Annotated in this window: 13 protein-coding genes and 1 pseudogene; 4 read left to right on the plus strand and 10 right to left on the minus strand. The window is 63.4% G+C overall.

All coding sequences use genetic code 11. The annotated features are described in order from the left end of the window. Nucleotides 1-39: 39 nt before the first annotated feature. Complete coding sequence (locus tag VSR68_RS16355; RefSeq protein WP_342940856.1) at nucleotides 40-1,344, plus strand: MFS transporter; 1,305 nt, start codon at nucleotides 40-42, stop codon at nucleotides 1,342-1,344. A 156-nt stretch (nucleotides 1,345-1,500) separates the two neighbouring features. Further along, entirely contained in the window at nucleotides 1,501-1,938 is a 438-nt protein-coding gene (locus VSR68_RS16360; RefSeq protein WP_428983525.1) for a hypothetical protein, read from the plus strand. A 65-nt stretch (nucleotides 1,939-2,003) separates the two neighbouring features. On the opposite strand, the gene VSR68_RS16365 is transcribed toward VSR68_RS16360, so the two are convergent. After that, on the minus strand, nucleotides 2,004-2,234 hold the full coding sequence (locus VSR68_RS16365) for a hypothetical protein (protein ID WP_087735271.1): 231 nt from the start codon (nucleotides 2,232-2,234) through the stop codon (nucleotides 2,004-2,006). Between the two features lie 120 nt (nucleotides 2,235-2,354). Here VSR68_RS16365 and VSR68_RS16370 point away from each other — a divergent pair, with 120 nt between their 5' ends. Together VSR68_RS16370 and VSR68_RS16375 are read left to right on the plus strand one after the other, a co-directional pair. Then, the gene (locus tag VSR68_RS16370) at nucleotides 2,355-2,540 is read left to right on the plus strand and encodes a hypothetical protein (RefSeq protein ID WP_342940858.1); all 186 of its coding nucleotides are present in this window, start codon (nucleotides 2,355-2,357) and stop codon (nucleotides 2,538-2,540) included. Between the two features lie 233 nt (nucleotides 2,541-2,773). Beyond that, a pseudogene (locus VSR68_RS16375) lies at nucleotides 2,774-3,059 on the plus strand (glycosyltransferase family 2 protein); the annotation flags it as partial. Nucleotides 3,060-3,326: 267 nt separating this feature from the next. Here the strand turns inward: VSR68_RS16375 and VSR68_RS16380 are convergent. From VSR68_RS16380 to VSR68_RS16420, 9 genes are all read right to left on the minus strand, one after another. Further along, a complete protein-coding gene (locus VSR68_RS16380; RefSeq protein ID WP_342940859.1) occupies nucleotides 3,327-4,622 on the minus strand; it encodes an MFS family transporter in 1,296 nt (431 codons plus the stop codon). A 353-nt stretch (nucleotides 4,623-4,975) separates the two neighbouring features. Continuing rightward, nucleotides 4,976-6,712 (minus strand): SpoVR family protein, encoded by a 1,737-nt coding sequence (locus tag VSR68_RS16385; protein WP_342940860.1) that lies wholly within the window; start codon nucleotides 6,710-6,712, stop codon nucleotides 4,976-4,978. Then, nucleotides 6,709-7,980 (minus strand): YeaH/YhbH family protein, encoded by a 1,272-nt coding sequence (locus VSR68_RS16390; RefSeq protein ID WP_321574732.1) that lies wholly within the window; start codon nucleotides 7,978-7,980, stop codon nucleotides 6,709-6,711. Before VSR68_RS16390 ends, VSR68_RS16385 begins: the two co-directional genes overlap by 4 nt. A 141-nt stretch (nucleotides 7,981-8,121) precedes the next feature. Continuing rightward, on the minus strand, nucleotides 8,122-10,044 hold the full coding sequence (locus VSR68_RS16395) for a PrkA family serine protein kinase (protein WP_087735276.1): 1,923 nt from the start codon (nucleotides 10,042-10,044) through the stop codon (nucleotides 8,122-8,124). A 939-nt stretch (nucleotides 10,045-10,983) separates the two neighbouring features. Continuing rightward, nucleotides 10,984-11,745 (minus strand): hydratase, encoded by a 762-nt coding sequence (locus VSR68_RS16400; RefSeq protein WP_342940861.1) that lies wholly within the window; start codon nucleotides 11,743-11,745, stop codon nucleotides 10,984-10,986. Between the two features lie 608 nt (nucleotides 11,746-12,353). Further along, nucleotides 12,354-13,283, minus strand: a complete 930-nt coding sequence (rbsK, locus tag VSR68_RS16405; RefSeq protein WP_342940862.1) for a ribokinase — start codon at nucleotides 13,281-13,283, stop codon at nucleotides 12,354-12,356. A gap of 68 nt (nucleotides 13,284-13,351) precedes the next feature. Then, nucleotides 13,352-14,383, minus strand: coding sequence for a LacI family DNA-binding transcriptional regulator (locus VSR68_RS16410; protein ID WP_342940863.1), 1,032 nt, complete (start codon nucleotides 14,381-14,383; stop codon nucleotides 13,352-13,354). Nucleotides 14,384-14,503: 120 nt separating this feature from the next. Beyond that, nucleotides 14,504-15,589, minus strand: a complete 1,086-nt coding sequence (locus tag VSR68_RS16415; protein ID WP_342940864.1) for an ABC transporter permease — start codon at nucleotides 15,587-15,589, stop codon at nucleotides 14,504-14,506. Next, nucleotides 15,586-17,181 carry a sugar ABC transporter ATP-binding protein gene (locus VSR68_RS16420; protein WP_342941075.1) on the minus strand — a complete coding sequence of 532 codons (1,596 nt, stop codon included), beginning with the start codon at nucleotides 17,179-17,181 and terminating at the stop codon, nucleotides 15,586-15,588. Before VSR68_RS16420 ends, VSR68_RS16415 begins: the two co-directional genes overlap by 4 nt. Nucleotides 17,182-17,188 lie beyond the last annotated feature (7 nt).

The raw sequence follows: 17,188 nt of genomic DNA on the forward strand, positions 1-17,188 counted from the left end.
TTCGATGGCCCGTTATCTGGGACGCCCATTCATTTATTGATGAAAACACCACCCGCCGGCAACAACGACGAGGAGACCTTCGACACGCTCGTCGGCGAAACCACTCGCGAACCTGAAATCAGCTTGCCGCGTCAGACGCCGTTCCAGCGTTTCTGGTGCACACGCGTGCTCTCGTCGCTATCGTTTCAGATGCTCGCCGTCGCGATGGGCTGGCATATCTACGCGCTCACGCATAGCGCATTCGCGCTCGGCCTCGTCGGGCTCGCGCAGTTTCTGCCGATGTTCGTGCTGACGCTCGTCGTCGGTCAGGTCGCGGATCGCTACGACCGGCGACGCATCGCGGCCATCTGCCAGGGACTCGAATGCGCAGCCGCCGCCCTGTTCGCGTGGAGCACGTTCGGCGGCTGGATCAGCGCGCCCGTGATCTATGTGCTCGCCGCATGCGTCGGCGCGGCGCGCGCGTTCGAGTCCCCTGCCGTCGCGTCGCTGTTGCCGGGCGTCGTCCCGCGCGCGCAGCTGTCGCAGGCGACGGCCTGGGCGACGTCCGCGAACCAGGCCGCGCAGATCGGCGGCCCGGCGCTTGGCGGGCTGCTCTACGGCGTCGGTCCCGGCGCGGCGTATCTCGCGTGTACGTTGTCGTTCGCGCTCGCGTCCGCCGCCGTCAGCACGATCCCGCTGCGCACGAAGCCCGTGCCGCGCGCGCCCGTCACACTCGAATCGGTGTTCTCCGGCGTGCGCTTCATCCGCAGCCAGCCGGTCATACTCGGCGCGCTGTCGCTCGATCTGTTCGCCGTGCTGTTCGGCGGCGCAACTGCGCTGCTGCCGATCTTCGCGCGCGACGTGCTGCATGCCGGACCGCTCGGACTCGGCCTGCTGCGCTCGGCGTCGGCCGTGGGCGCGCTCGGCGGCACGATCTGGCTCGCGCATTTTCCGCTGCGCAACCGGCCGGGCGCGGCGATGTTCGGCGGCGTAATCGCGTTCGGCATCGCGACGCTCGTGTTCGGGCTGTCGCATTCGTTCATCGTGTCGCTGCTGGCGCTGATGGCGCTCGGCGCATCCGATGTGATCAGCGTGGTCGTGCGCCTGTCGCTCGTGCAGTTGCGCACGCCCGACGACATGCTGGGCCGCGTGAGCGCCGTCAATTCGCTGTTCATCGGCACGTCGAATCAGCTCGGCGAGTTCGAGTCCGGTGTGACGGCGGGATGGTGGGGCGCGCAGACTGCCGTACTCGTCGGCGGTTGCGCGACCATTGCGATCGCGCTGACGTGGATGCGGCTCTTTCCCGAATTGCGCCGCACGCGCACGCTTGAACGCGAAGAACACGGCAGCGCTGCGGGCGCATGACGCGGATGCATATCTATCGGTCTAGATAAGGCGGGGAATCAGGCGCGCTGATTGCATGCTCGCTGGACAGATCGGCTGCGAAACACCGATGCGGCCATCCGTTCCGACGTCAACGCCAAGGAGACGCAGATGCGCCATACGCAACGCCACCATCGAATGCTCGCGCTTCGTCGAATCGGCGCGATTGCAGTCGTCGCGTCAACGGCGCTGGGTCCGCTAACCATTCGCGCCGACGATGCACCCAACCCTTGCGCCGCGCTCAAGCGCATCGTCGCGGCCGCGCCGACGGGATTCTCGCAACTGACGCCCGACGACGGCAAAGGCGTCGCGCAGCCGTACGGCAACGACGCGCAATGCGCCGCTACGAAGGGCGCCTACGAATGCATGTGGACGCCGACGGGAGGCGCGGGATCGAGCGCAACGGCATTGCAGGCCGTCGCCGCGGACATCGCGTCGTGCCTGCCCGACGCGACGCACGACGTGAACTCGCCGGCGCGCCAGCACTTCTACTTCGGCCCACGCGACGCGCGCACGCAGATCACCGCGATGCCCGCCGGCGCGAGCAAACTGAAACTGATCGTGTCGGGCAAGTAGCGCGGCATTTGCGCGGCGTTTGCTCGGCACGATCACGCAGTCGCGCTATCGCGCACTATCCAGAACTATTGCGTGCGATACCAGACGCGAATCCCCGAGTACCAGTGGCTCACGCTCGTATCGTCGCCGGAGCCGAACGTCGACAGGCTTTCGACGTTGATCACATCGATGTTGTGCTCGGCAATCCAAGCATTCGCGCGATCGACGAGCGCGGCTGCGTTTTCGTACACGTGCCCTCGAATCACGTGGCGTTGCATGACTTGCCGTTCGAAATCCTGGAATGCGATCTTGCTCATGTGTTGTCTCCGCTGGTCAGGCTGTTCTTCATGTGGCGCCCTCGCGAAAGAGTCTAGCAACGGCGGGACGGGAGCGGCAATTGCTCGATGGAAAGCGGCTATTGTCAAAGGGAGCGTCTCATGTGCAACGAAAAGCAACGCACGGCCACCACGAGTCCGGGCAGTGACGCCCAACATCCGAAGCACCCTGTCCACAGCGATAACGAAAAGAGCAAGATGCCCGAGCGCGTCGACGACGGCCGCAAGCGGTCGCCAGCCGATCGCCCGGGCAAAAATGCGGGCGAAGGCGAGCCCTCCGTCGGCTGACGCAAAAGCGCGCGGCGAAAACCGTTCGCCGCAACGAACACGGCGGCCTGCGCGCGATGCGGCGCAGCCACTTTTTTCAGTGCAATCCGCGCATTGTCCCGCGACACACGCGCATTTTTGGCGGAATTATTTCTGGTTATTTTTTCGTGTCGTTCATCTACCTTGTTGGCAGCAGCGACTGCTTCGTCATGTGAAGCACTCGCTGTTACCACATTGGAGCGAGGCGGAAAACAATGACGACATCCAGCAAGGTTTGCATTTGCGTGCCGACGTGCAACAGGCCGGCGTTGATCGTCGAGTGTCTCGACTCGTGCCTGGCTCGAACCCATGCGAACGTCGAGATTTTGATCGGCGACGATTCGAGCGACGCGCGCACACAACACCCGATCGAAGCGCGTTATGCGCACGATGCGCGCATCCGCTACGTGAAGAACGAGCCGCCGCTCGGGCAGGCGCGCAACGTCGCGAGCCTCTTTGCGCGCGAGCGGCGACAAGATCTCGTTGATCCACGACGACGATTGCTTCGCGAAGCCGATGCGCCCGGGCCGCGCTGCGCGTCGCGCTCGCGCATCTGTATGCGTATCGGTACGGTCGCGATGCGCGGCTCTACTACCATCTGTCGCTGATCGCGCGCGCGTTCGTCTCGATGAGATGGCGCGGTTTGCCGCCTTCCGCGCCGACGTTTCCGTAAAAGCGCGGCCACGAAAAATGACGCGTGCAAAGTAAAACGGCTCTGTTCATCGAACAGAGCCGCTTGTTGCATCACATCGGGTCAGGCCGGGCGCATCACGGTTCGTTGCGCAGATACCCTACCTTCGACGGATCGCGCATGCGGAACGACACGAGCCCCGCAATCGCGCACAGAGCGGTCACGTACCAGTAGAACGACGATTCACTGCCCGCCTGCTTGAGCCACAGTGCGACATATTCCGCCGAGCCGCCGAAGATCGCATTCGCGACCGCATACGACAGGCCGACGCCGAGCGCGCGCACTTCCGGCGGGAACATCTCGGCCTTGATCAGGCCGCTGATCGACGTATAGAAGCTGACGATGGCAAGCGCGGTCACGACCAGCGCGAATGCCGCGACGGGGCTCGTCACATCCTTCAGCGCATGCAGCAGCGGCACCGTGCCGATCGTCGCGAAGAAACCGAACAGCAGCATCGAATTGCGGCGGCCGATACGATCCGACAATGCGCCGAACAGCGGTTGCATCACCATGTACACGAAGAGCGCGGCCGTCATCACGTTGCTTGCCGTCTTCGCATGCATGCCCGCCGTGTTGACCAGGTACTTCTGCATGTACGTCGTGAACGTGTAGAAAATCAGCGAGCCGCCTGCCGTGAAACCAAGCACGGTGAAGAACGCGCCCTTGTGCTGCCACATCCCGCGCAGCGTGCCCGCTTCCTTGCGCTGACGCATTTCGGCCGTCGTCGTTTCGTCGAGCGAGCGGCGCAGATACAGCGCGACCAGCGCCGACAATGCGCCGACCACGAACGGAATCCGCCAGCCCCATGCCTTCAGCTCTTCCGTCGTCAGCACCTGTTGCAGGATCACGAGCACGAGCAGCGCGAACAACTGGCCGCCGATCAGCGTCACGTACTGGAACGATGCGAAAAAGCCGCGGCGTCCCTGGAGCGCGACTTCACTCATGTAAGTTGCACTCGTGCCGTACTCTCCGCCCACGGACAGGCCCTGGAACAAGCGTGCAAGCAGCAGCAACAGGGGCGCAAGCGCGCCGATCTGCGCATACGTGGGCACGACGGCGATCACGAGCGAGCCGCCGCACATCATGAACACCGACACCATCATTGCGAAGCGCCGGCCGCGCTTGTCGGCGAGACGCCCGAAGAACCAGCCGCCGATCGGGCGCATCAGGAAGCCCGCTGCAAAAACGCCCGCTGTGTTCAGCAGTTGCGCCGTCGTGTCGCCCTTCGGAAAGAACGCGGGTGCGAAGTACAGCGCGCAAAACGAGTAGACGTAGAAATCGAACCACTCAACGAGGTTGCCCGATGAGGCGCCGACGATTGCGAAGATGCGTCGCCGGGTGTCGTTGGGAGTGAAGACTGTCGTGTCGGTCATGCTGGTGTCGGTCCCTTCTAATAGGTTTTAGCGGTCGTGACGCCGCCTTGTATTGCGCCGAAGCCGGTTTGCAGCGGGGTTTCGGTCCCGTTGCAATCGGGTTTCAGCACGCGTGCGAGATTGTAGAAAAACGTAAGCTTTAACGCGGTCGGTATCTTAACGGATATCCATGGATAACGGCGCATGGACGCGCATCTGAAGCGTTTTGTGCGAGGCGTGGCCGCGCGGCCTGCGGGCGCGAGCGCGCAGCGAATGTCGAGCGCACAAAAAAGCCAGCCCGGAGGCTGGCTTTCATCAGGATTGCCGGCACAGGGCCGTCAAACGCGCTTTAAGGGCTCGTCAAACGCCCGCTGTCACACTCGAATCGCCGGCGCCGTATAGCGACACTCGTAGCGCTTTCTGACCGTCCCGTTTTCGTCAACGCTTTCCAGGTACACGTCGAACTGCCACAAGCGCGCCATGTGCTTGAGCACTTCGTCGCTGTCGCTCGACAGATGCCGGTTGTCACTCATAAAGTGGCGCAGCGTCAGACTGCGGTCGCCGCGCGTATTCACCGAATACACCTGGATGTTCGGCTCGCGATGATGCATGTCGTACTGACGCGACAGCGCCTGACGCACATATTGGTAGCCGCTGTCGTCGTGGATCGCGGAGACTTCGAGCGCATCGCGCATGTCGTCGTCGAGCACCGAGAAGAGCCGCATTTCGCGGATCAGATGCGGCGACAGGTACTGCGCGATAAAGCTCTCGTCCTTGAAGTTGCGCATCGCGTAGTGCATCGCCTGCAGCCACGGACTGCCCGCGAGTTCCGGAAACCACTTGCGGTCCTCTTCCGTCGGGTTTTCGCAGATGCGGCGAATGTCGCTCATCATCGAAAAGCCGAGTGCATACGGATTGATGCCGCTGTAGTACGGCTTCGTGACGGGCGGCTGATAGACGACGTTGCTGTGCGAATGGAGGAACTCCATCATGAAGCCGTCTTCGAGCTTGCCTTCGTTGTACAGCGTATTGAGCAGCGTGTAGTGCCAGAACGTGGCCCAGCCTTCGTTCATCACCTGCGTCTGACGCTGCGGATAGAAGTACTGCCCGATCTTGCGCACGATGCGGATGACCTCACGCTCCCACGGCTCCAGCAGCGGCGCGTTCTTTTCCGCGAAATACAGCAGGTTTTCCTGCGGCTCCGGCGGATAACGCTCTTCCACTTCTTCCGGCATTGGTGTGTGGCGCGACGGCAGCGTGCGCCACAATTCGTTGACCTGCGACTGCAGATACGCTTCGCGTTCGCGGCGCGCTGCGAGTTCCTTCTGCAACGACAGCTTCTGCGGACGCTTGTAGCGGTCCACGCCGTAATTCATCAGCGCATGGCACGAGTCGAGCAGTTCCTCGACGCGGTCGAGTCCATAACGCTCCTCGCATTCCGCGATGTAGTTCTTCGCGTAGACGAGGTAATCGATGATCGCGTGCGCATCCGTCCACAAGCGGAACAGATAGTTGCCCTTGAAGAAAGAGTTGTGGCCATAGGCCGCGTGCGCGATGACGAGCGCCTGCATCGTCATCGTGTTCTCTTCCATCAGATACGCGATGCACGGATTCGAGTTGATGACGATCTCATACGCGAGGCCCATTTGCCCGCGTCGATAGCTCTTTTCGGTAGCGAGAAAATGCTTGCCGAATGACCAGTGCCGGTAATTGACCGGCATGCCGACGGATGCATATGCGTCCATCATCTGTTCGGCGCTGATCAGTTCGAGCTGGATCGGATAGACATCGAGTTCATATTGCTCCGCAACATGCGCGATATGAGTGTCGTACTCTTCGATCAGTTCGAAGGTCCAGTCGGACGGACACGGCAATGGCCTTCTGTCGGCAACGTTCATACGGACTTCCCTTTGCCCTTCGGTGGGCGCCCCGGTGGGTCCTCGTGCTGCAGCTGCGTCAGGCGCTACGCCTGCCCCGGCATCGGGCGCACGCGTATCCTTCACGTGCGCCGTGTTCGCCTCGGCATGCCCGGCCTCACTTCGCTTCGGCACGCCTTTACGACGCTCGGGCTGATACCCGCGCGCCTCGTTGTGCAGGTGGCGAGTCGTCATGCCGCTTCCACCTGCTTTTCAAACAGCTCTCGGAACACTGGATAGATATCCGCAGCCGTCTCGACCTTCTTCATGGCCAGATGCGGCACCATTTGCGCAAGCTGTGCATATTCGAGCCACAGGTTCTGCTCTTCAGGCGTCACCTGAATGTACGCAAAATACCGCACCTTATCGAGAATGTCATCCGAGAGGATCTTGCGGCATTTCGGCGAGTCGTCGGTCCAGTTGTCGCCATCCGAAGCCTGCGCGCCATAAATGTTCCATTCAGTCGGCGAGTAGCGTTCGTCGAGGATCTTCTGCATCAGTTCCAGCGCACTCGATACGACCGTGCCGCCGCTTTCCGTCGAATGGAAGAACGTGTCTTCGTCGACTTCTTCAGCACGCGTGTGGTGCCGGATGAACACCACTTCGATCTTCTCGTAGTTCCGCTTGAGGAACAGATACAGCAGGATGAAGAAGCGCTTGGCGAGATCCTTGCGCTGCTCGTCCATCGAACCCGACACATCCATCAGACAAAACATCACGGCCTGACTCGATGGTTGCGGCTGCTTCACGCGGTTCACGTAGCGCAGATCGAACGGGTCGATAAACGGAATGCGCCAGATGCGGCCGCGCAAATGGTGGATGTCCTCTTCGAGCAGCTTGATCTCTTCGCGACGGTCGGCGGGGTCCGCCTTCATCTCTTCAAGCTGCTTTTCGAGCTCGTGCAATTCGTTGACGAGCGGCGCGCCGAGCGCGATGCGCCGGCCCAGTGCGCTGCGCAACGAACGCACGACGTCAATGTTGTTCGGCGTGCCCTCCGCCGCCCAGCCCGCGCGGATGCTCTTCCACGTCGGCACGGCGAGCAGATGCGTTTTGACGAGACGCGGCAATTCGAGGTCGTCGAAGAAGTACTGCATGAATTCTTCGCGGCTCAGTTCGAAGACGAAATCGTCCTGCCCTTCGCCTTCGTTGCTGGCGCTGCCGCCTCCGCCACCGCCGCCGCCCCCTTGCGGGCGGGGTATCTTGTCGCCGCGTATGTAGTCGGCGTTACCCGGGTGCACCATTTCGCGCCTGCCGCCCGGACCGTGCCGGAACGACGGCTCGGCGATGTCCTTGCGCGGAATCGTGATGCTCTGGGTGTTCTGAATGTCCTTGATACTTCTGTCGCGCACCGCTTCGGACACCGCGCGACGAATATATCCCTTCACGCGACGCAGAAAGCGTTCGCGGTTTGCAATGCTCTTGTTCTTGCCTGCCAGCCTGCGGTCGATGATTTGATGAAGCACATCCGGTCTCCCGCTCCGATTTGGAATACGCGGGGCGCAAGTTGCGCATGCAATGTTATGTCCATGCGGCTTGCGCCTCGCAGGAGGCCCGCGCCAACCGGGTGAAGCGAACCCGTTCGCGCGGGCTTTGCGCTACGCGTTTCATGACGACTTGCGCACACGCAGATACCAGTCGCACAAGAGCCGCACCTGCTTCGGCGTATAGCCCTTGGTGACCATCCGGTTGACGAAGTCCTCGTGCTTGCGCTGTTCCTCCGCCGACCCTTTCGCATTGAACGAGATGACGGGGAGAAGTTCTTCCGTATTCGAGAACATTTTCTTTTCGATCACGACGCGCAGCTTTTCATAGCTGATCCACGCGGGGTTCTTGCCCCCGTTCGCGGCGCGCGCGCGCAACACGAAATTCACGATCTCGTTGCGGAAGTCCTTCGGGTTGCTGATGCCGGCAGGCTTTTCGATCTTCTCCAGCTCGGCATTCAGCGCCGCGCGGTCGAAGCTCTCGCCCGTGTCGTGGTCGCGGAACTCCTGGTCCTGAATCCAGAAGTCGGCGTACGTCACGTAGCGATCGAAAATGTTCTGCCCATACTCGGAATACGACTCCAGATACGCAGTCTGAATCTCCTTGCCAATGAATTCCGCATAGCGCGACGCGAGCACGTCCTTGATGAACGACAGGAACTTCTGCTCGGTTTCCGGCGGGAACTGCTCGCGCTCGATCTGCTGTTCGAGCACGTACATCAGGTGCACCGGATTCGCCGCGACTTCCGTCGTATCGAAGTTGAACACACGCGACATGATCTTGAACGCGAAGCGCGTGGACACGCCCGTCATCCCTTCGTCGACGCCGGCAAAATCGCGATACTCCTGATACGACTTCGCCTTCGGATCCGTGTCTTTCAGGTTCTCGCCGTCATACACCTGCATCTTCGAAAAGAGGCTCGAATTCTCCGGCTCCTGCAAGCGCGTGAGCACCGAGAACTGCGCCATCATCTTCAGCGTGCCGGGCGCGCACACGGCATTGGCCAGCGACGAGTTGCGCAGCAGCTTCTCGTAGATCTTCATCTCTTCCGAGTAGCGCAGGCAGTACGGCACCTTCACGACGAAGATACGGTCGAGCAGTGCTTCGTTGTTGCGGTTGTTGCGGAACGCTTTCCACTCCGACTCGTTCGAGTGCGCGAGGATGATGCCGTCGAACGGAATCGCGCCGAAACCTTCCGTGCCCTTGAAGTTGCCCTCCTGCGTTGCAGTGAGCAGCGGATGCAGCACCTTGATCGGCGCCTTGAACATTTCGACGAACTCGAGCAGGCCCTGGTTCGCGAGACACAGGCCGCCGGAATAACTATAGGCGTCCGCATCGTCTTGCGCATACTGCTCGAGCTTGCGGATATCGACCTTGCCGACGAGGGACGAAATATCCTGATTGTTTTCGTCGCCCGGCTCGGTCTTCGCGATCGCGATCTGCCGCAGCACCGACGGATAGCGCCGCACCACGCGGAACTTGCGGATGTCGCCGTTGTATTCGTGCAGGCGCTTGACCGCCCACGGACTCAGAATGCTCTTCAGGTAGCGGCGCGGTATGCCGTATTGCTCTTCGAGGATGGGACCGTCCTCGTCATAGTCGAACAGGCCCAAAGGCGATTCGTTGACGGGCGAGCCCTTGATCGCATAGAACGGCACGCGTTCCATCAGCTGCTTGAGCCGCTCGGCAATCGACGACTTGCCGCCGCCGACCGGGCCCAACAGATAAAGAATCTGCTTCTTTTCTTCGAGCCCCTGGGCGGCATGCCTGAAGTAGGCGACCACCTGCTCGATCACATCTTCCATTCCGTAGAACTCACGGAATGCGGGGTATACCTTGATGACCTTGTTCGCGAAGATACGCGAAAGACGCGGATCGTTGCGTGTGTCTATCTGCTCAGGTTCTCCTATTGCCGACAGCATGCGTTCGCCAGCGGTGGCGTACGCGGCGGGATTGTCTTTGCAGAGCGCGAGATACTCCTCGAGCGAGAATTCCTCCTCTCGCGTTTTCTCGAAGCGGGTCGCGAAACTGCTGTAGATATCCATGCTACCTCCTCGCCGAAGTCTGGGACGATGTCGTGCGCGGCGCGCTATCAGGAAACGACATCGCTCGAATTCATCCTAAACCCTTTTAAATTTTTTTTCACGAACTACGTTGTGAAAATCGCGCCACAGCTAGCGCTCAGCCCCACTCGCTTGATGACGCAAATTCGCTCACCTACAATCATTGCCCACACCTCGCGAGAATCTTCACCAGCGCTGCTGCATTGCATCTTGCGTTCCTTCCCCACGCTGTCCTTCACATGCATCGTTCACACGCGGCATTGCGTGGCATCCTGCACTTTTCCGCACCTTTGCAAACACTCGTGTAGCACGCTGTCTGCCTGACCACACTACTGCGACACATTAATTCGTCTCGCGCGTGTCTGCAGTGCATGCGATCCAGTGCATGTGCCCTGCACGACCGCCTTCAATGACCGCTGCGCAGCGGCACGTTGCCGCCCTTTCCGCGCTTCTGCTCTTTCTGCCATAACGCACGCATCGATGCTTGCGACGACAGTTTCAGTTGCTGTGTTACATGTTTTGCATGTGCGCAAGCGCGCATTCCTGCCGTTCGTCAGCGCGTGCGCCAAATCGTTCAACGCGATCGGGCTTATCTGCAAGCGCGCATGAACCGGCATGACACGCGTCGTCTGTCGTTTGACGCCATGTCCATAGGACGGCGCACGCGACGCGCATCTGAATAGATAGATGTAGCCAGGTGTTTGCCCGTTCACCCATGATCGACGCGTTTGGTGGGTACGCTGTCGCGAATCGCAGAGGAAGAGGCGGCGGAGACGAATGAATGCATGCGGACGCGACGGCAGTGCAGGCCACCCGCATCCGCATGCAGTGTGATGGCGCCGCGGCGCGGCGCCGGGTGGCGCGCTCGCGCTTTATCTGGCTGTATCGCGCCGTGTATCGGGCCGTATTGGACTTAGTGGTTTACGTCAGTTCGACTTCGACTTCGCCGAGTCCGTCGATATGACCATACACGCGCCCCGGCCCGTCGACCCGATGCGCGCCGATATACGAGCCTGTCGTGATCGTCCATTCGGGCTCGATGGTGATACCCATTGCGGCGCAGTGGTTGACGAACCACACGAGCAGTTCGCGCGGGTCGCCGGCGGGATTGCCCGTCGATTCGGGCACGAGCGACTGGCCGTCAAACGTCAGTTCGAGTTCGGGCGACACGAAGTCGAACGAGCGCGCGAGCGACGCGTACGGCTGCGCATGCCCCGTCACCAGTGCGCCATTGTTCTGCGCATCGGCGAGCTGGGCGAGCAGCGCGACGTTCGGCCATTCGGCGAAGCGGCTGTCGACGATTTCGATCGTGGGCAGCACCGAGCCGACGCGCGCCAGCACCTCATCGCGCGCATAGGTCTCGCCGTGCGGCTCGATGGGCTCGGCGAAGCGGAACGCGATTTCCAGTTCGAGCAGCACGCGGAAAAACGAACCATGTTCGAGCCGCGCGGGCGAGGCCACCGTCAGCGCAGCCGGAATCGGCGCGCCCGAGGCCGGGCCGCCCGGAGCTTTGGCACCGATTTTCCAGGCGCCCGTCGAGCCGCCCAGCCCCGCGATGACCGCCTGCTGGATCGCATAGGCCGTCGCGGCGTCGGGCGGGAGGGTGTCGAGCGGGAGCGTGTCGATTGCGCGGTGCTGGCGGCGCGCATCGACGAGGCGTTGCGCGAGGTCGTGATCCGTCATGTCGTTTCCCTTTTGGCTTCCTGGACTGTCCTGGTCTGACGTTGGCTGATGCAATGGCAACGCGATTGCGGCAAGCGATCGCGTCGCGCGGCGAACGTGCGTGAAGCCGTCCCTTCATACGGCTCGCGCGTGCTGTGATGCGGCATGAGTACAACGGCATATTCGCCGCCGCGTTCGTCCGTCCGTTCGTCAATGTACCGGAACATTGGCGCGCTGAGTCGTATCGAGTGGTCTGAAAAGAGAAGACGGCTGTCGCACTTCATGCACGCTTGCGCGACGGCTGTGCGCGATGCAGTTCCGTGCGGACATGCAGTGGACTTCATTCGCGCGTTCGTCACTGTCACCCATACAACACAGTGGGCGCTGTGCTTCAAACCGGCATCTTCAAGCCCGCTTTTGGTGCGTCGGCACGTGTTTGGAGCAGGATGAAGTGTGTTGCCGATGTGCTTTTCATGCGCGGAAGAATTAAAGTGCGTCGTCGTCTGACGAACCTGCGGCCGCCGTCCGCCTGTAATTGTTACAAGCGCCGGGGAAGAACGGCAGTGGCGGTCCGCCACGTGTCCCGTCACAAAATAAGAGGCGTGCAGGAAGGCAAAGAACGAAACGCTTCAGGCCCCTTCGATTTCCGCGCGAGTCGGAATCGACGGCTGCGCGCCGGCGCGCGTGACGGAAATCGACGCAGCGCGCTGCGCGAAGCGGACCGCATCCGCCACGCTCGCCCCTTGCGCAAGTTGCGCGGCAAAGCCGCCGATGAAGGTATCGCCCGCCGCGGTCGTATCGACGGCTCGCACGCGCGGCGCGTCGAAATGCCGGGGCAGCTCGCCGCCCGTCGCGACCACCACGCCCTGTGCGCCAATCGTCACGATCACGTTGCGCGCGCCCGCGTTGCGCAATGCATCGGCGGCCAGCATCGCCTCTTCCGGCGACGAAACAGACAGACCCGTCAGCGTCGCCGCTTCGAGCTCGTTCGGAATCAGGTAGTCGACGAGCGGCAGCCAGTCGGCTGGCAACGGCCCCACGGCGGGCGCCGGATTCAGGATGACGGTCTTGCCGAGCCGGCGCGCGGCCGTGAGCGCGGCGTGGACGGTCGCGGGCGGCGTCTCCAGCTGGCAGATCACGACCTGTGCGCGCGCCAGCGCCGCTTCGTGGCGCGCGACGGTGTCAGGTGTCACTTCGCCGTTGCTGCCCGCAATGATGACGATCGCGTTCTGGCTGCCATCGTCGACGATGATGAGCGCGACACCCGTCGGCGCCGTCGCGCTGGTTTCGAGCGCCGCGCAGTCGATGCCCTCCGCTTCGAGCCCCGCGCGCAGTTGTGCGCCGTTCGCGTCCGCGCCGACGCAGCCGAGCATCGCCACTTGCGCGCCGAGACGCGCGGCAGCCACCGCCTGGTTGCCGCCCTTGCCGCCCGGGACCTGCGCGAACGCTTGGCCGGCGAGTGTCTCGCCCGGCTGCGGCATGCGCGGCGCGCGCGCGACGAGATCCATGTTCAGACTGCCGACCACGGTCACGTGTCCGCGCGCGTCATTCGTTGCCACGACTGCCTCCATCATCTTGCCTGTCGGCTCGCACTACCGGCGCGGCCGCTCTCTCTCGCCCAGCAGCCTCACGCTGCCTTGATATTGCGCCGCGCTCCCGCAAACGCGGCCGTCGACTCGCGCAGGATCAGCCGAGGCGCGATCACGCGGCGGCGGAACGTCGAATCCGCTGCCGTGCCGTTGATCCGCTCGATCAGCGTCTGCGCCGCCATTTCGCCGAGCGCGCGCACCGACTGGCCGACCGTCGACAGCGCCGGATAGGTGAAGCGCCCCAGCTCGATGTCATCGAAACCGATGACCGAGCAGTCCTGCGGCACGCGCAGTCCGCGTTCGGCCGCCGCGCGCAGCGCGCCGATGCCCATCATGTCGTTGCACGCGAAAATCGCCGTCGGCTGCACGGTGTCGAACAGCTGGCCGGCCGCGCGGTATCCGCCGCTGCCCGAGAAGTCGCTTTCGACGATGCCGTTCGGCGCGATCTCGATGCCGCGCTCGGCCATCGCGCGAATGAAGCCGTGAACGCGCATCGCGCTGACGGCCGTCTCGATCGGGCCCGTGATGCAGCCGATCTTCGAATGCCCCAGTTGCAGCAGATGCCGCGTCGCCAGATAGGCGCCCTTCTCGTGGTCGATCTGGACCAGATCGGCGGACACCCCTTCGATGTTCCGGTCGACGATCACGAGCGGCTCGCGCGAATCGGCGAGCGTCGTCGCAAGCGTCACGTCGTCGCCCGCCGACGCGACGATCAGCCCGTCGATGCGCTTTTCCTGCAGCACGCGCAGATAGTTGCGCTGCTTCGCCGGATCGTCGTCCGAGTTGCAGAAGAACACGCAGTAGCCATTGCGCGCGCAACCGTCCTCGATGCCGCGCGCCAGCTCCGCGAAGTACGGATTGGTGCTGTTGGGCACCACGAGCCCGATCGTCGCCGTCGAGCGCGCCTTCAGCGACCGCGCGACCGCGGACGGTACGTAGTTGAGCTGGCGGATCGCCAGTTCGACCTTCGAGCGCACGTCCGCGGACACCGGCCGCGTATTGTTCACGACATGCGACACCGTAGTGAATGACACGCCGGCGATGGCCGCCACATCCTTGATCGTCGCCATAAACTAAAACCCCCTGCCTGTTCTTACTGCTGGCCAATGCAGCTCATGCTGCATCCGCGGTGCTCTCGTCGAGTTATTCCCAGGCGGCCGCCGTCCCGCGCCACGGCGGCCGCCCTGCTTTCAATTGCGCTTGCGCCGGCTGCGGTACGTATCCAGCACGACCGCGATCACGATCACAGCACCCGTGATGATGCGCTTGGTCGGTTCGTTCGCGCCGATCTGCGCGAGGCCCGCCGCGAGCACCGATATGATCAACACGCCAAAGAACGTGCTGATGACGGAACCGCGCCCGCCCATCAGACTTGTTCCGCCGATCACGACAGCCGCGATCACCTGCAGTTCCAGCCCCGCGCCCGCATTCGGGTCGGCCGCTTCGAGACGCGAGATCTGGAACAGCGCCGCGAGCCCCGACAGCGCGCCCATCAGCGCGAACACGATCACCTTGTACGGCTTCGGATTCACGCCCGCAAGCCGCACGGCTTCCTCGTTCGTGCCGATGCCGACCAGATAGCGGCCGAACACCGTGCGCGTCAGCACCAGCTGCGCGACGACCATCACGGCCACCGCGATCAGGAACGCCGGCGAAATGCCGACGGCGATCGGGTTCGACAGGAAATCGAACGCGTCGCCGATATACGCGGTGCGCGAGTTCGTCATCTGATACGCGAGGCCGCGCGCCGCTTCGAGCACGCCGAGCGACACGATGAACGACGGAATCCGCCAGCCCACCGTCACGGCGCCCGTGATCGTGCCCGTCAGCGCCGCAGCGGCGAGGCCGAGCGCGGCCGCCACGATCGGCCCGAGCTGCCACTTGAGCGACGCGACGCTCACGACCGACGCGCCCAGCGCCAGCACCGAGCCGACGGACAGATCGATGCCCGCGATGATCAGCACGAACGTCATCCCGACCGACATCACGACGAGATCGGGGATCTGGTTCGCGATCGTGACGAACGTTTCGAACGTCAAGAAGTGCGAGCTGAGCACCGAGAACAGCGCGATCATCGCGACCAGCGCGCCGACGAGGCCGAGGTAATTCGAAAAACCCAGGCGCGTGCCGGCCGGTTTGCCGCTCGCGAGCGGCGCCGAGGGATCGGCTGCTTGAGCGGCGGCTTGAGCGGCGGCTTGAGCCGCCGTCGCGGTGACGCCGGCGGGCGCACCCACCGGCTCCTTGCCCGCGCCTCCCGAGACCCGTTGATCGGTCATGACTGAATCTCTCCTTCGTGCATCTCATGCGGGTGCAACAGGGCTTCGCGATTGCGATAGCCGGCGAATGCCGCGGCGAGCAGCGCGTCCTGCGTCCACTCGTCCCGCCTGAAAACACCCGTCATACGCCCCGCCGACATCACGCCGATCCGGTCGCAGATCAGCATCAGCTCGCGCAGGTCGCTCGACACGACCACGAGCGCGCGGCCTTCGCGGGCGAGCGCGCCCATCAATCCATAAATATCGAACTTCGCGCCGACATCGATGCCGCGCGTCGGTTCGTCGAACAGCAGCACCTTGCAATCGCGCGCGAGCCACCGGCCGATCACGACCTTCTGCTGATTGCCGCCCGACAGCTCGCCGACCGGCTGCGCCGGCCCCGATGTGCGGATGCGCATCGCGTCGATCTGCCGCTTCGCGAGCGCGTTCTCGCGCTTCGCGTCGACGATGCCATGCCGCGCGACGCCGCGCAGATTGCCGAGCGACACGTTCGCCGCAATCGGCTGCGGCAGCAGCAGGCCTTCGCCCTTGCGGTCTTCCGTAATCAGCGCGACGCCGTGCTTCACGGCGTCGGAAGGCGTGCCGATCTGCACGGGCGTGGGCGCAGCACCCGGCGTCGCGGCCAGCGACACCGTGCCGGCATCCTTCTGGTCCGCGCCGTAGATGAGCCGCATCAGTTCCGTGCGGCCCGCGCCGATCAGACCGCTCACGCCGAAAATCTCGCCCGCCTTCACCTCGAACGACACGTCGCGCACGACGGGCGCGCGGGTCATCCCGTCGACCTTCAGCAGCGTCGCGCCGATGTTGCGCGCGCCCAGATCGATGCGCTCGCCGAGCTCGCGGCCGACCATCAGCGTGACGATCTGGTCGCTCGTCAGGTTCGCCATCGCGTCGACGCGCACCAGCCTGCCGTCGCGCAGCACGGCCACGCGCTCGGCGACACGCGCCAGCTCTTCGAGCCGGTGCGAGATGTAGACGAGCGCGACGCCGCGCGCTTTCAGCCGGTCGATCTGCTCGAACAGCAGATCGACTTCGCGCGCCGTCAGCATCGCGGTCGGCTCGTCGAGGATCAGCACGCGGCAGTCGCCGATCAGATTGCGCGCGATCTCGACCATCTGCTGATGCCCGATGCCGAGTTCGCCGACGAGCGTACCGGGGTCGATCGCCTCGAGTCCGACCTGGGCCATCGCCTCGCGCGCGTCCTCGCGCAGCTTGCGGCGGTCGATCCAGCCGAAGCCCAGCTTGCCCGCGCGCGGCAGGCGGTTCAGGAACAGGTTCTCGGCAACCGACAGCGTCGGCAAGAGGTTCAGCTCCTGCATCACCATGCGGATGCCGAGCGCTTCCGCTTCCGTCCGGCTCGCGGGGGCATACGGCTCGCCCGCGAGCTGCATCGAACCCGTCGTCGGATCGACGAGCCCGCCGATGATCTTCGACAGCGTGCTCTTGCCCGCGCCGTTCTCGCCCGTCAGCGCGAGCGCCTCCCCGGCGTGCAACGCCAGCGAGACGTCCGCCAGCACGGGCTCGGCATAGGTCTTCCCTATCCCCGTGACGGACAGTACGGCAGGCAATGCGTCTTGGTCGGTTGATGCCATCGTGATC

The sequence above is a fragment of the Paraburkholderia phymatum genome (assembly GCF_038900715.1).
GTDB classification, from domain to species: Bacteria; Pseudomonadota; Gammaproteobacteria; order Burkholderiales; family Burkholderiaceae; genus Paraburkholderia; species Paraburkholderia phymatum_A.